This window comes from Cryobacterium sp. TMT2-15-1 (assembly GCF_004402345.1).
Taxonomy (GTDB): Bacteria; Actinomycetota; Actinomycetes; order Actinomycetales; family Microbacteriaceae; genus Cryobacterium; species Cryobacterium sandaracinum.
In genome coordinates, this window is record NZ_SOGD01000041.1 from 1 (window position 1) to 14,401 (window position 14,401).

The window sequence follows — 14,401 nt, forward strand, 5'->3', positions numbered from 1 at the left end:
AACTGCCGCGTCGATCTGGCCGAGCCCGGCCCGGATCGCCTCGGCCGCGTCAACCGAGAGCGTGCCGGCGGTGACGGCCCGGGCGATCGGCGCCTGCCAGGGCACCTTCGCGGCGAACGCCGCGACGTCGACAGCATCGGCGTCGGCGTCGGCGTCGGCGTCGGGCGTCGAGAGCGTCGAGAGCGCCTCTTCGACCAGCTTGTCGGCCGCCTCGGTGTCGGCCATCATCGTGCCGACCGCGACCAGCTTGTACGCGTCACCTTTGGATGAGCCGGTCCAGTTCTGGATCAGGGCCTCGGGCGAGAGGAACCCCTGCTGCGCGGCCAGCCCCGAGTGGCCGAGTTCCGGGCGGGACCGGCGGGCGATGGTTGCGGCCATCAACGCGGCATAGGTGTCGAGCAGGCGGCGCGCGCGGGCGATCCGCTTCTGGCCGGCCAAAGCCTCGGCGTCGGGAAGAGCCGCGAGGTCGGCGCTCGAGGAGCCCAGCAGGGCGACGGCGTCGGCCGCCTGCCTGAGGTCATCCGCGAGGTTCGTCATGTTATGAGGATACTTTAAGGAGCACACGTAGGCGAGTGTCACTCACCTTTTGTGGATAGCAGTTTCGTATCTTTGTTCAGCAGCACGGCTGTTTGGCCGCGCGGCGCCACCGAGTCAGCGCTGAGCCGGCGGCCTGCCCGGCAGCAACGTTCGGTGCCGTGGCGCAGGTTGGGGACGACGGCGGATCCTCTCACGTGCGCCCGCTTTACCGAACGCGTGCCGGGAGGTGCGGTGTGGCACGGGAACCCTGATGACTGACTCGCCGGTTCTCGACGGGCTTGACCGCCGACGGGGCCGCGACTTCGAGGCGCAGACAGGCCCAGGACTGACGCGGGTCGCCCCGCCGACAGGTCCGCTACCGGCAGGTCTGTGACTTTTGGATGGATCCGTCCGAGTTCTAGCAGACCCAGAAGGGTGCCGTCTCTGTAGGTATCTCGCTGAATCTCCATGGTCTCCTCCGCGCCGTACCGGGCATGCTACTTCGCTGCACTGTTTCTCCGGGCTCGTTGACAGCGGCCCACGCAGGGACCTAGTATGGAATCGTTTCCATGGAAACGATTCCACGACTACATCGGTACCCGCACGAACACGAAGAGGTGAACATGGTTGCCATCACGATCAAGGATGTCGCCGCCCTGGCCGGCGTGTCCGTGGCCACGGCCTCCCGGGTTCTCTCCGGCAGTCCGGCCACGTCGCCCGAGGCCCGCGCCGGCGTAGCGGCGGCGGCTGCCCAGCTCGACTACCGGCCCAACGCCCAGGCGCGCGCCCTGCGCAGCACCCACACCGAGTCCATCGGCCTGCTGGTGTCGGATGTGCGCAACCCCTTCTTCGCCGACCTCGCCCACACGGTCGAACAGGCCGCCCTGGCTGCCGGCTATGTCACGCTGCTCGGCAACGCGAACGAGCGCAAAGAACAGCAGGACCGGTACCTGGACACCCTGATCTCCAGGCGAGTGGACGGCATCGTCGTGGCACCGCTCGGGGACGGCAGCGGCAGCATCCGTTCGCTGATCGAACGCAAGATCCCGACCGTCTTCGTGGACCGCACCGTGAACGGCCTCGATGTGCCGAGCGTGACCACGGACAGCGAAACCGGCATCCGCCAGGCTGTGGCACACCTGGCCGCGGCCGGCCACACCCGCATCGGCTACATCTCGGGCCCGCAGGCCATTTCGACCGGCCGGGACCGGTTCGCCGCCTTCACCCGCGCGGTGGCCGAGTTCGGCCTGAGCCAGGACCCCGAGCTGGTCTACTTCGGCGACTTCCAGGCCGCCAGTGGCTCGGCCGGCGTGCACGCGCTGCTCGAACTGCGCCAGCCGCCCACCGCCCTGCTCGCCGCCGACAGCCCGATGGCCGTGGGCGCGATCGCCATTCTTCACAAGCGCGGGCTGCGCATCGGCCGGGACGTGGCCCTGATCGCGTTCGACGACATCGAGTGGTTCGCCCTGCTCGACCCGGCGCTCAGCGTCATCTCGCACAGTGTCGAGGACATGGGCCGGATCGCCGTGAAGATGCTGCTCGAGGTCATTGGCGGAGGCACCCCCGAATCGGTGGTGCTGCCCAGCGAGCTGATCATCCGGGCGTCGTCCTCGGCGCCCATCTCAGGCATGCCCGATTCACCCGCAGCCGTTTCACCCGCATCCGGGCCGAGCCCGAGGAAGAACTGACATGAGTCAACAACCACTGGTCACCCTGCAGAACGTGGGCAAGACCTTCGGACCGGTGACGGTCATCAAAGACGTCACCGTCAGCGTCTACGCCGGCAAGGTGCAGGTACTGCTGGGCGAGAACGGCGCCGGCAAGTCCACCCTGATCAAGATGATGGCGGGGGTGTACCAGCCGGACGCCGGTCACATCGTGGTGGACGGGCAGACAGTCACCCTGCCCACCACCCGCGCGGCCGAGGAACTCGGCATCGCCACGATCCACCAGGAACTGAACCTCGTTCCCACCATGAGCATCGCCGAGAACGTGATGCTGGGGCGGATGCCCACCAAGCACGGCCTGGTCGACCGCAGCGCCCTGCGCAACCGCGCGCGTGCCGCCCTCGCCCTGATCGGCCTCGACGTCGACGTGGACACCCTGGTCGGCGACCTCGGCATCGCCCGGCAGCAGCTGGTCGAGATCGCCAAGGCGCTGAGCATCAACGCCCGCATCCTGATCCTGGACGAGCCCACCGCGGCGCTGACCCGCCACGAGACCGAGAGCCTGTTCGCCGTGATGGCCGACCTGCGCCGCCGTGGGGTGGGCATGCTGTTCATCAGCCACCACCTCGACGAGATCGCCGAGGTCGGCGATACCGTCACCGTGCTGCGCGACGGCGAGTTCATCGCCGAGGTGCCGGCCTCCACCCCCGAAGACGACCTCGTGAAGCTGATGGTCGGCCGCAACATCGAAGACCAGTTCCCGCGGGTGACCGGCGACGTCAGCCAGGCACCCGAGATCCTGACGGTCGAGAACCTCACCTCGACCGGCTCGTTCAGCGATATCAGCTTCACCGTGAAGGCCGGCGAGGTGCTCGGCATCGCCGGCCTGGTCGGCGCCGGACGCACCGAACTGATCCGGGCGATCGCCGGCGCCGACCGATACACCTCCGGCACGGTCGCCGTGCGCGGCCGGCAGCTGCCGAACGGCAGTATCCCGGCGGCAATCGCCGCGGGCATCGGGCACGTGCCCGAAGACCGCAAGGGGCAGGGGCTGGTGCTCGACGCATCCGTCAACGACAACCTCGGCTACGCCACGCTCGCCGCCACCGCGAAGCTCGGCCTGGTCGACTTCGCCGGCCAGCGCAGCCGGGCCGGCGACGTGGCGAGGAAACTTCGCATCCGGATGCACACCATCGACCAGCCGATCGGCGCACTCTCCGGAGGCAACCAGCAGAAGGCCGTGTTCGGCCGCTGGATCATCGCCGCCTCCACGGTGCTGCTGCTCGACGAGCCCACCCGCGGCGTCGATGTGGGGGCCAAGGTCGAGATCTACGAACTGATGAACGCGATCACGGCGGCCGGGGGAGCGATTCTGATGGTCTCCAGCGAGCTGCCGGAGATCCTCGGCATGAGCGACCGCATCCTCGTGATGCGCGACGGCCGGATCGCCGGCGAGCTCAGCGCCGCCGAGGCCACCCAAGACGCAGTCATGACACTCGCCGCCCGCGATGTCGACGAGAATCACGAACAGAGATAGGGAACCACGCCATGTCCACCACAACCGTGCCGGCGAAGCACCGCAGCTTCGACTACAAGAAATTCCTCGCCAACAACGGCGCCCTCGTCGGCCTCGTCGTTCTCTGCCTCGCCCTGTTCATCGCTACTCCCGACTTCCTGACCGCGCAGAACCTGCTCAACATCGGCATCCAGGTATCCACGGTTGCCGTGCTGGCCTTCGGGATGACCTTCGTCATCGTGGCCGGCGGGATCGACCTCTCGGTGGGTGCCGTGGCGGCCCTGTCGGCCATGTCGTCGGGCTGGATGTTCGCCAGCGCCGGCCTCCCCGGCTGGATCGCCCTCCTGGGTGGTCTGTTCGTCGGAGCCCTGGCCGGCACCATCAACGGTTTGGCCAACGCCTACGGCAAACTGCCCTCCTTCATCGCCACGCTCGCCATGCTCAGCGTGGCCCGCGGATTGACCCTGGTCATCTCCGACGGCCGCCCGATCAAGATGCCGGCCGAGGTCTCCTTCCTCGGCGGCAACCTGGGTCCGGTGCCGATGCCGATCATCATCCTCGTGCTCGCCGCCCTGGTCGCTTCCTTCCTGCTCAACCGCACCGTGATCGGCCGCTCGATGTACGCGGTCGGCGGCAACGCCGAAGCCGCCCGGCTGTCGGGACTGCCGGTCAAGCGCATCCTGGTCACCGTCTTCGCCCTGGCCGGACTTTTCGCCGCCCTCGCCGGGCTGTTGCTCGCCGGGCGCCTCGACTCCGCGCAGCCGCAGGCCGCGGCCGGCTACGAACTCGACGCCATCGCGGCCGTCGTGATCGGCGGCGCCTCGCTCGCCGGCGGCCTCGGCAAAATCTCGGGCACCTTCGTCGGCGCCCTCGTGCTCGTCGTCATCCGCAACGGCCTGAACCTGCTCAACGTGACGTCGTTCTGGCAGCAAGTCGTGATCGGCCTCGTGATCGCCCTCGCCGTGGGCGTGGACGTGCTGCGCCGGAAGACCCGCAGCAGCTGACCAGGCCGGCGGCCGACATCCGTCACCCCCTCTACCTTTCTCCTCACCCATCAATAACCACAAAGGAATACACAATGAAGTCCTCCTCATTTCGCAAAATCGCGGCACTGACCGCCACCGCCGCCCTGATTCTGGCGGGCACCACGGCCTGCGGCCGCGGCGGCGGGGACGAGGCGTCTGGCACGAAGATCGTGATGGCCCTCTCCACTCTGAACAACCCGTTCTTCGTGGAACTGCGGGACGGCGCGCAGGCTGCCGCCGATGAGGCCGGCGTGCAGCTGAACATCGTCGACGCCCAGAACGACTCGGCCACGCAGGCCAATCAGCTCGCCACCGCCGCCTCCGGCAGCACCAAGGCCGTCATCGTGAACCCGGTCGACTCCGACGCCGCCGCCTCCGCCGTGAACGACCTCCTCAGCGCCGACATCCCGGTCATCGGGGTCGACCGCACGGTCAACGGCGCCGACCTAAATTCACTCGTCGCCAGCGACAACGTGGCCGGTGGCCGCCAGGCTGCCGACGCCCTCGCCAAGGCCATGGGCGAAACGGGCAGCGTCATCCATCTGCAGGGTGTCTCCGGCACCTCGGCCAGCCGTGACCGCGGCCAGGGCTTCGAAGAGGGCATCAAGGCCTACCCGAACATCACCGTGGTCGCCAAGCAGACCGCCAACTTCGACCGCGCCGCCGCGCTCGACGTGACCACCAACCTGCTGCAGGCCAACCCCGGCGCGACCGGCCTCTTCGCGGAGAACGATGAAATGGCGCTCGGCGCCATCCAGGCGCTCGGGTCGCGGGCCGGCACCGAGGTCGCGGTCGTCGGCTTCGACGGCACAGCCGACGGACTCGCCGCCATCGAGGCCGGCACCCTCGTTGCCACTATTGCTCAGCAGCCGGCCGAACTCGGCAAGCTCGCCGTTGAATTGGCCATCAAGGCCATCGCCGGCGACACGATCGAGAAGACCGTTCCGGTCGAGGTCGTCTCCGTCACGAAGACGAATGTCGGCGACTTCACCAAGTGAGCTACTCCACCAGCACGGTCGTCGTCGTCGGGTCGATCAACGTCGACCAGCTGATCACCATCGAACGTCACCCACTGCCCGGTGAGACCCTCATCGGAACGTCGATGGAGTTCCTCCCCGGAGGGAAAGGCGCCAACCAGGCCGTCGCGGCAGCCCAACTGGGTGCCGCGGTGAGCCTGGTCGGCCTGGTCGGCCGGGATCCGCAGGCCGAGGTCGCGACTGCGATCCTGACCCGCTCCGGAGTGAACTTGTCGAATGTGCGCGCGGTGGACGGCCCGACCGGCCTGGCACTCGTCACGGTCGCCGCCGACGGCGAAAACACCATCGTGATCATCCCCGGCGCCAACGCACTGCTGGGCGCGGAGGCCGTCGAGGCCAGCGCGACCGTCATCGCGGAGGCCGCCGTGGTGGTGCTCCAGGGTGAGATTCCCGCGGCGGGCATCATGGCGGCAATGCGGCTGGCCACCGGCCGGGTGGTGCTGAACCTGGCGCCCGTGATCGAACTGGATGCCGCGAGCATCCGTCGGGCCGACCCGCTGGTCGTCAACGAGCACGAGGCTGCCCTCGTGCTCGCGCAGCTCGCCCCGAAAATGGTCATCCCCACCGAGGACGCCGAGCTCGTCGCCCGGCTCCTCGACTGGGGCGTTCCCTCGGTCGTGCTCACCCGCGGTGCGAAGGGCGCGATCTGCGCCGACCGGGACGGCACCCACAGTCTGGCGTCGCCACGGGTCGTTGCCGTGGACAGCTCGGGCGCCGGCGACGCATTCGTCGGCGCCCTCAGCGCGCAGCTCGCGGCCGGGTCGAGCCTGTCCGAGTCCGTGCGGCGGGCCGTGCGCGTGGGTGCCTTCGCGGTGCAGTCGCGCGGCACGCAGACGTCGTATCCGTCCCTGGCCGACGAGCTGCCGCTGGTGCGCGCATGAAGCGCCGCGGCATCCTGAACGCCGACCTCTCCGGCGCCCTGGCCCGCCTCGGGCACACGGATATCGTTCTCCTCGCGGACTGCGGCATGCCGATCCCGGCCGGCGTTCCCGTGATCGACCTGGCGCTCGTGCATGGTGTGCCGCGCTTCGAGCAGGTGCTCGATGCCCTGCTCGAGGAGATGGTGTTCCAGAGCTGCGTGGTCGCGGAGGAGGCGAAAACCGCCCCTGCCGGGGTCTGGCTGGCCGACCGGTTCGACGCGATCGAGTACATCAGCCACGCCGAGTTGAAGGACCTGTCGGCCTCGGCGAAGCTCTTCATCCGTTCGGGGGAGGCGACGCCGTTCGCGAACGCGGCGCTGGTCTGCGGCGTCTCGTTCTAGACGCCTCGTTCCGCGGCGCCTCGTTCCGCGGCGCCTCGTTCCTGAACGAATTCGACGGAGATTTTGGTCAGATCGGCCGTGAGCCCACGAAAAGGCCGTTCTGAACGAAAATCTCCGTCGAATTGGTTCACACTGAACCCGGTCAAGCTACGGGTGACGGATGCCCCGGCCGGCCAGCACGGCCCGGTAGCCCTCGCGGTAGGTCGGATAGCTGAACGTGAAACCCGTGCCCAGCAGCAGTTGGTTGCGAAGGCGTTTGTCGCCTCCGCGCTGGCTGTCCCGCGGGACGGGCCGAGTGGGCGCGGCCGTCGTTGCGCCGGGAGCGCCGGGTGCCTCGGGCATAGGGGCCGGCAGTCCAAGCTCCTCGGCAAGGAACGCCAGCACCTCACCGCCGCGCACCGGTGCGCTGTCGACGCCGAGATAGAGGGGCGCCGGTGCTTCCTCCCGCAGCATCAGGTGCACGATCGCGGCCGCGGCATCATCCCGGTGGATGCGGTTCGTGTGGCGGGCCGAGGCCGACGCGGTGGTGCGGCCGCTCCGCACCTGGGTGATCAGGCGCTCCCGGCCGGGGCCGTAGATGCCCGACAGGCGGAAGACGACGGCCGCGGGGATGCGGGCGTGCAGCATCTGTTCGGCCTCGAGCAGAATGGCGTCGGTGCCCGGCCTCGGGTTGGCGGGCGTCTGCTCGTCGACCCAGCTCTCGTCGGACACGTCGTAGACGGCGGTCGACGACACCAGCAGCACGCGGCGGGGCGTGACGCCGGCCTCGTCGAGCGCGTCGAGGAGGTTCTGCAGACCGTCGACGTAGGCCGCCCGGTAGACCGCGGGGCTGGGGTCGCCCGCGGCGATCGCCACGATCACGATCTCGGTGTCGGCCGGCACGACCGGCTGGTGCGCGCTGAGGTCGACGGACTGGCCCTCAATGCTGGCGGGGAGAACGGCCGCGTTGCGGCGCAACCCCACCACCCGGTGCCCGAGCGCCGCGAAACGCAGGCCCACCTCCGTGCCGAGGTCCCCGCATCCTGCAATGAGTACCGTCATCTCGCTCCTCTTGTCTGCTTCCAACGCTAGCGGCACTCTCTGAACGCTGACAGTCGGCGCAGTAGGCTCGGTGGGTGAGCGAATCATTCCGCAGCATGCTGCGTTCCCTGCCGGATTTCCCCGTCGATCTACCGATTTTCGACCCGGCGTCGGCTCCACTCGACCCGGCTGTACTGTTCCGGTCCTGGCTTGATGAGGCCCTCGCGGCTGGGGTTTCCCAGCCGCACGCCTTCAGCCTGGCGACCGTCGGCGCCGAGGGCATGCCGTCGTCGCGCATGCTCATCCTCAAGAATCTCGACGCCGAGGGCTGGCACTTCGCCACCTCGCGGGCGTCGCGCAAGGGCCGGGAGCTGACGGAGCATCCGTTGGCCGCGATGAATTTCTTCTGGTCGGCGCTGGGCCGCCAGGTGCGCGTGGTCGGCCCGGTCACCGAGTTGTCGACGGATGCCTCGGCGGCCGACTGGTCCGAACGGCCCGGCGCCGACGGATCAGAGAACCCCACCTGGCAGCTGTATGCCCTGCGCCCGGTCGAGGTCGAATTCTGGCAGGCCGACCCCAGCCGCCGGCACGTGCGCCACCGCTACCTGATTCCCGCCGAGGGCTGAGCGCGCTGGGGCTGAGAGCGACTACTTCCAGCGGCGGGCGGCCAGGCAAGGAACTGCATATCGCCGACCAGTGACGCGTAGGTGCCCGGCACCGGGTATCCGAGCAGCTCGGCCAGGTAGCCGAACCGATGCGCCGCACTACCAGGCCGAGAGGACCGAAGACCCGGCGGCTCTGGAACAAGCGCCGATTCCGAGGGATGGTCGCCGGCACCTCCGTGAACGGCGCAGCGTCTGCCGGGGCGGATCGAAGCCGGGAGATCACTGGCGCCGGGTCTTCCGATGCAGCAGCGTGTCCGCGTCGACCGTGATCAGATAGGGCGTGGTCACGTGGGTCCGTGCTGAGATCAGCGCGTTCGACTTGCCGGGGACAGGTTGCCGCGCGACCAGCAGGTCCACAGCAGGAGATACCAGGTCGGGTAGCTAGAAGTCCTCGTAGGTGAAGGCCTCCTCGGCGAGAAGCTGCGTCCACGGTTCCGGTCGTTGGGAGCGGACTCGTTGCAGGGTGACGGTCGAGTTCGGGGTGATCAGAAGCGTAGTCAAGAACCCGGCGGAATTGATCACATTGATGAATCCGCCACCGCGCTGTACCGCGTCGGCCACGGAGGTTTTCCATGCTGCCAGGTCATCGTCGGTGTCGACAACGTAACGGTCGCCATTCACGGTCAGACGGTACTCGTTCATGGAAATAGACCCTGTCTCTCAGCGGACCCTGAAGCGCCACGTGGTGGTTCAGCAGAGATCGGACGATGCCCTAAGAATTGGCGTCGGAACGTAATATATAGCGATCAGTTTGGATTTCAAACTATTTTATGTTGGAAGATGATGCACGTCGTCGATAGGGTGGAGGCGGAAATGTGCCGCAGTTCCAGTTGAGTACTTTTCGTTGATGTCGGGAGGAAACCATGTTCAAGGAAAATGGCTCCGTCCAGGTTCTCGAGGGTGTTGCTGCTGCGGTGGTCGTTCTGCTTCGGGCGCTGGACAAGACGCGTGCCGGGATGGCGGCTAAGGATGGCTTCACGGGTTCTGAGATACGGGTTCTTTTTCGAATTTCGGAAGCGGGCCGGGTGACACCGAAGATTTTGGCCGGTTCCACAGATCTCTCGATGGGTGCGGTCACCGCGATCTCTGACCGGTTGGTCGCCCGGGATGTCGTACGCCGAGTTGCCAACCCGGATGACCGGCGGAGCCTGTTCCTGGAGCTGACTGCGACGGGCGAGACGTTGATGGATAGCATCTACGGTGATTTTCGTGCACGGATCGCCGAAGCTCAGAGAAAAATGTCGAGTCCTGAACAGGAACTTCTCGAGGCGCAGCTGCTGAATATCGCTGCGGCGCTTGGCTACGACCTGGAAGAAGGACTAGCTGGAACTCAAATATCGGTTGTGAAGGCTTCTTGAGCCTCCTGCTCCGGACGTGGCGGAGTACGTTCGGAAGATGACTTGGCCACGTCTGACAAGGAGCAGCAGAGAGAATCGCAGGAGGGATTGCCATGCGTGATCAATTTGCAGTTGCCGAAAAGGCATTGTCCGCTTTGGCAGGTAGCGAGTCCCGCCTGTTCGAACCGTTCCTCGGGGCACTGCCAGTGGATGGGGTGTCAATCTCGACGTTCGGTGACTTTCTCCCTGATGAGACAATCTCGGCGAGCGACGCCCAATCGTTTCGGCTGGACGAGCTGCAATTCGATCTGGGTGAGGGTCCGTGTTGGGATGCTCTAGAAACCGGGGCGCCGGTTTTCGAGCCGAACATTCGCGAACGGCCGAACCGGGTTTGGCCGGCGTTCTCGGAGGCAATCATCGCCGATGATCTGGGCGCGCTTTTCGCTTTTCCTTTGTCGCTGGGGCCGTTGCGCATCGGGGCGATCGACCTGTACACGAGTCGGCCCAGTCATCTCAGTGATCTGAATATCCAGCGCACTGCAGCCCTCGCGACCGTCGTCAGCCGTCTCGTTCTCGCTCGAGCCATCCGGCTGTCCCAGAGCGACATTCAGGGTGAAACTGACACGCGCAAACAATTCTCCCGACGTGAGGTGCATCAGGCCACAGGCATGGTGCTGGCCCAACTGGGGATCTCTGCCCTGGATGCCCGTCTGATCATCCAGGGCCATGCCTTCGCCGTCGGCCGATCTGTGCAGGAGATAGCGGAGGAGATCATCGACCGGCAATTGACTTTTGCGGTGAATGAAAACCAGATCGAAGGGTCTCATGATTGATGAAACGAGAGAAGACCGCCTGATCGAAACGTTCGCGACCCTCGCTGACACCCTGGTTGCCGGTTATGACGTGGTGGAGCTCCTCCAGACACTGGTGGAGAGTTGCGCCGGGCTCTTCGATATTGCGGCGGCAGGTATTCTCCTGGCCGACGAAAACGGAGAGCTCGAAGTTGTCGCTTCCACCAGCGAAGCCAGCAGGCTTGTCGAGGTGATGCAACTGAGCGCTCGGGCGGGCCCGTGTGTCGAGTGTTTCATTACCGGGTCGGTCGTGTCCCTGCCGGACGTGGAGGACAGCCCGCCCGCGTGGCGGCGGTTTCGGGACAGCGCCAGGGAGCAGGGTTTCGCTGCGGTCCATGCGATTCCGTTGCGGCTGCGTGAGACGACCATCGGCGCCCTCAACCTGTTGTCCACTGTTCCCGGCGCCCTGCGTCAACAGGATGTTCGCGCGGCCCAGGCGTTGGCTGCTGTGGCCACGATCGGGATTCTGCAGGAACGCACGCTCCGAGAAAGCAACTCGGTGCGGGAGCAATTGACGATTGCGTTGAACTCCCGAGTCCTCATCGAGCAGGCCAAAGGCGTGATCTCGCATTCCCGCGGAGTCTCGATGGAGGACGCATTCGCGTTGCTGCGGAATCACGCTCGCGGTAACCACTTGTTGTTGTCCCAGGTTGCACAGGGGCTGGTCGACCAGACCCTTGTCATCTAGCCGGGAGACCCCCCCCCGCGCCTCTCGGAGCGACTGAATCCGCCAGGAGCGCGAAATTGCCTGTCTGATTTCTGTGACGAACACCCTCCGAAATACGACTACATGTTAAGAGATCCTCGTTGTGGACAGATTCTGTCTCGGCGGGACACGCTCCGATCGCGTCCGCTTCATCGATTCTCCTGTGACGCGGTTGAGCGCAGTCGTCCTGACTCTCTGAGTTTCATACCTGTATCAGTAGAGGAGATATCGACATGGCAACATACGACTCATCCGGTTCAAACATGAAGCGAAACATCGACGACCACGGCTCCGACGCCGCGGTATCCGCGGGCGATGGGGCGACCAACCGCCACGAGGTCGCCGGCCGTGACAAGGCTGTCGGCCGCGACGAGGCCCGCTTCGGCGGGATCAAGTGGGGATCGGCCTTCTTCGGCTGGCTCACCGCCACCGGGACCGCGGTGATCCTCACCGCCCTGTTCGCTGCGGTTGGAGCCGCAGTCGGCTTGGGCGGGGCCGATTCCACGGATCAAGCTGCCGGAACTGCTGCCGAGAACGCCGGCACCATCGCACTGGTCGGAGCGATTGTGCTCGCGGTTGTGGTACTCGTGTCCTATTTCTGCGGCGGCTACGTCGCCGGTCGGATGGCCCGCTTCAACGGAATCAAGCAGGGAATCGCGGTCTGGGTCTGGGCGATCGTGATCGCTGCCGTCGCCGGGATCCTCGGGGTCATTGCCGGCGGTGAACTCAACATTCTGGGGAACCTGAACAGCTTGCCCAGCATCCCGCTCAATCCGGAAGGCCTCACGGCAGGCAGCATCGTCACCGCGATCGTCATCGTCCTGATCAGCCTCGTCGGCGCAATCGTCGGCGGACTCGCCGGAATGCGGTTCCACCGCCGCGTCGACCGCGAAGCACTCGGCCGCTGACTCCGAGCACCTAACACCCGTCCGCCAACCTGCACGGGGCGGCTGGGCGGGCGCAGGTCTGCCCAGCCGCTACCGCACTCTCGTACCAAACTTTTTCGAACAGAAATGAGAACGCCATGGCGCGCCTGCTCAAGTACATCCCCGTAATCCTGACCCTGGTCACCAAGTACCTGCGCAGCCCGCAGGGGAAGGCCGCGATGCCGAAAACTGGGAAGTAGCTGAGACAGTCCACAGTGGTCGGCACTGGAGCATGAGATATCGGTCTCGGCAACCGTCACAGATAGCACCTATCCCTGTACGCACCCGTACGGGAAGACGAATCGAACCAAGAGGAGTACTCCGTGACTGGACGCAATACCGTTGTTCGAAGCCTGCATGATGTGGGGTTGGCGCTGTGGGCTGGGGGCGCCTTGATGGGCGCTGTCGGGCTGAATGGGAGCGCTTCGACTGCGAAAGATCCCCGAGAACGCCTGGTTCTGGCGAGTGAGGGGTGGAAGAGGTGGGCGCCGGTGCAGGTCGCAGCTCTCGTAGCCCACGGCGTGGGCGGCGTGGGCCTGATTCTGGGGAACCAGGCGCGACTGGCCGGCCAGCCGGAAGGCCGCATCAACACGATCGTGAAACTCGCCCTCACCGGTGTGGCCGCGGGCACGACGCTGTACTCGGAGATTCTCGGCAAGAAGATGAGCGATCATGCGGGGGAGCCCACCGCCGGAATCACAGAAGCCGGTCCCGGTGTGCCTGCGGAACTCGAATCGGCGCAGCGGCAGCAGCGGGTGTTGCAGTGGGTGACGCCCGCTCTCACGGCGATCCTGATCGTGCTCGCCGCGCAACAGGGTGAGCAGCAGCGACCGATCGCCGGGTGGATGGCGCGATTCGCACCACACTCCCGCTAGCCGACAGGCCGGGCTGCCGGTGATCGAGCGTGTCGAAATCGCCCATTGAGCGGGGACGACACGTCGACCACCGGGGCCTGTCAGCAGGGGACGCGTAGTGTAAATCGAGGCGTTTGGCGGATCGGGCAGCAGGCCCGAGGTCCCGCGAGACTCGTCACCATTTAAGGACGCACCACCATGACCACCACCCGTTCCACGCCCACCATTTCCCTTGACGCCGCGAGCGTCGCCCGTTTCATCGACCACACCCTTCTCAAGCCCGAGGCCACCGCCGGTGACGTGACCGCGCTTATTGCCGAGGCAATCGAGCTCGGCGCCTACTCGGTCTGTGTCTCCCCGTCGATGCTGCCGCTGCGCATCCCCGCCGGCGCCGAGCTCAAGGTCGCGGTCGTCTGTGGTTTCCCCAGCGGAGACCACCACAGCGCCATCAAGGGAGCTGAGGCCGCCCTCGCCATCGAGCAGGGAGCCGACGAGATCGACATGGTCATCGACATCGGTGCTGCCAAGGCCGGCCGGTTCGCCGATGTGCAGGCCGACATCGCGGCTGTGCGGGCCAGTATTCCCGCACCCGGGGTGCTCAAGGTGATCATCGAATCCGCGGCCCTGACCGATGCCGAGATCGTCGCCGCGTGCCAGGCCGCCGTCGACGCGGGTGCCGACTTCGTCAAGACCTCCACCGGTTTCCACCCGGCCGGCGGGGCGACCCTGCACGCGGTGCGCCTGATGAAGCAGACCGTGGGCGATCGGGCCCAGGTGAAGGCGTCGGGCGGGGTGCGCAGCTTCGATGACGCCCTGGCCATGATCGCTGCCGGCGCGACCCGACTCGGCGTCTCCGGCAGTGCCGCACTGCTCGCTGGGGCCACCCCGGTAGGACCGGCCGACGGCTACTGAGTCCGTGATGAGAGGCGCCTGACAGCCGTGAGGGATCACGGATTTGGGTTCGCGGCGGTCGTCCGCGAGGCCTGGCAGCGACTCCACCAATCGGATAGGGGCCACTCA

16 protein-coding genes and 1 pseudogene are annotated in these 14,401 nt (G+C 66.5%); 13 read left to right on the forward strand and 4 right to left on the reverse strand.

Annotated features, from left to right (window positions below; all coding sequences use genetic code 11):
* Positions 1-537 (reverse strand): annotated as a pseudogene (locus E3O62_RS11330) (hypothetical protein); the annotation flags it as partial.
* A gap of 548 nt (positions 538-1,085) precedes the next feature.
* Between E3O62_RS11330 and E3O62_RS11335 the strand changes: the two are divergent.
* The 6 genes from E3O62_RS11335 to rbsD all read left to right on the forward strand — a co-directional run bounded on the left by E3O62_RS11335 (position 1,086) and on the right by rbsD (position 7,022).
* A complete protein-coding gene (locus E3O62_RS11335; protein WP_241973449.1) occupies positions 1,086-2,204 on the forward strand; it encodes a LacI family DNA-binding transcriptional regulator in 1,119 nt (372 codons plus the stop codon).
* A gap of 1 nt (position 2,205) precedes the next feature.
* Positions 2,206-3,720 (forward strand): sugar ABC transporter ATP-binding protein, encoded by a 1,515-nt coding sequence (locus E3O62_RS11340; RefSeq protein WP_134398564.1) that lies wholly within the window; start codon positions 2,206-2,208, stop codon positions 3,718-3,720.
* A gap of 11 nt (positions 3,721-3,731) precedes the next feature.
* Complete coding sequence (locus E3O62_RS11345) at positions 3,732-4,703, forward strand: ABC transporter permease (RefSeq protein ID WP_134398565.1); 972 nt, start codon at positions 3,732-3,734, stop codon at positions 4,701-4,703.
* A gap of 74 nt (positions 4,704-4,777) precedes the next feature.
* Complete coding sequence (locus E3O62_RS11350) at positions 4,778-5,722, forward strand: substrate-binding domain-containing protein (RefSeq protein ID WP_134398566.1); 945 nt, start codon at positions 4,778-4,780, stop codon at positions 5,720-5,722.
* The gene (locus E3O62_RS11355) at positions 5,719-6,642 is read left to right on the forward strand and encodes a ribokinase (RefSeq protein WP_134398567.1); all 924 of its coding nucleotides are present in this window, start codon (positions 5,719-5,721) and stop codon (positions 6,640-6,642) included. The genes E3O62_RS11350 and E3O62_RS11355 overlap by 4 nt, the downstream gene beginning before the upstream one ends.
* On the forward strand, positions 6,639-7,022 hold the full coding sequence (gene rbsD, locus E3O62_RS11360; RefSeq protein ID WP_134398568.1) for a D-ribose pyranase: 384 nt from the start codon (positions 6,639-6,641) through the stop codon (positions 7,020-7,022). The genes E3O62_RS11355 and rbsD overlap by 4 nt, the downstream gene beginning before the upstream one ends.
* Positions 7,023-7,169: 147 nt before the next feature.
* Here rbsD and E3O62_RS11365 read toward each other — a convergent pair whose 3' ends face one another.
* Positions 7,170-8,063 (reverse strand): NAD-dependent epimerase/dehydratase family protein, encoded by an 894-nt coding sequence (locus tag E3O62_RS11365; RefSeq protein WP_134398569.1) that lies wholly within the window; start codon positions 8,061-8,063, stop codon positions 7,170-7,172.
* A 74-nt stretch (positions 8,064-8,137) separates the two neighbouring features.
* Between E3O62_RS11365 and E3O62_RS11370 the strand changes: the two genes are divergently transcribed.
* Positions 8,138-8,668 (forward strand): pyridoxal 5'-phosphate synthase, encoded by a 531-nt coding sequence (locus E3O62_RS11370; RefSeq protein WP_134393665.1) that lies wholly within the window; start codon positions 8,138-8,140, stop codon positions 8,666-8,668.
* A 258-nt stretch (positions 8,669-8,926) separates the two neighbouring features.
* On the opposite strand, the gene E3O62_RS16595 is transcribed toward E3O62_RS11370, so the two are convergent.
* Positions 8,927-9,064, reverse strand: a complete 138-nt coding sequence (locus tag E3O62_RS16595) for a hypothetical protein (RefSeq protein ID WP_166784544.1) — start codon at positions 9,062-9,064, stop codon at positions 8,927-8,929.
* 24 nt (positions 9,065-9,088) lie between these two features.
* The gene (locus E3O62_RS11375; RefSeq protein ID WP_134393664.1) at positions 9,089-9,349 is read right to left on the reverse strand and encodes a hypothetical protein; all 261 of its coding nucleotides are present in this window, start codon (positions 9,347-9,349) and stop codon (positions 9,089-9,091) included.
* A 221-nt stretch (positions 9,350-9,570) separates the two neighbouring features.
* Between E3O62_RS11375 and E3O62_RS11380 the strand changes: the two genes are divergently transcribed.
* The 6 genes from E3O62_RS11380 (at position 9,571) to deoC (ending at position 14,293) form a co-directional block, all read left to right on the forward strand.
* Positions 9,571-10,065, forward strand: coding sequence for a MarR family winged helix-turn-helix transcriptional regulator (locus tag E3O62_RS11380; protein WP_134393663.1), 495 nt, complete (start codon positions 9,571-9,573; stop codon positions 10,063-10,065).
* A gap of 92 nt (positions 10,066-10,157) precedes the next feature.
* On the forward strand, positions 10,158-10,877 hold the full coding sequence (locus E3O62_RS11385) for a GAF and ANTAR domain-containing protein (protein WP_134398570.1): 720 nt from the start codon (positions 10,158-10,160) through the stop codon (positions 10,875-10,877).
* A complete protein-coding gene (locus tag E3O62_RS11390) occupies positions 10,870-11,583 on the forward strand; it encodes a GAF and ANTAR domain-containing protein (protein ID WP_134393661.1) in 714 nt (237 codons plus the stop codon). The genes E3O62_RS11385 and E3O62_RS11390 overlap by 8 nt, the downstream gene beginning before the upstream one ends.
* 251 nt (positions 11,584-11,834) lie before the next feature.
* Positions 11,835-12,509 (forward strand): hypothetical protein, encoded by a 675-nt coding sequence (locus E3O62_RS11395; protein WP_134393660.1) that lies wholly within the window; start codon positions 11,835-11,837, stop codon positions 12,507-12,509.
* Positions 12,510-13,018: 509 nt separating this feature from the next.
* Positions 13,019-13,402, forward strand: a complete 384-nt coding sequence (locus tag E3O62_RS11400; RefSeq protein WP_241973450.1) for a hypothetical protein — start codon at positions 13,019-13,021, stop codon at positions 13,400-13,402.
* Positions 13,403-13,579: 177 nt separating this feature from the next.
* Positions 13,580-14,293 carry a deoxyribose-phosphate aldolase gene (gene deoC / locus E3O62_RS11405; protein WP_134398572.1) on the forward strand — a complete coding sequence of 238 codons (714 nt, stop codon included), beginning with the start codon at positions 13,580-13,582 and terminating at the stop codon, positions 14,291-14,293.
* Positions 14,294-14,401: the final 108 nt, after the last annotated feature.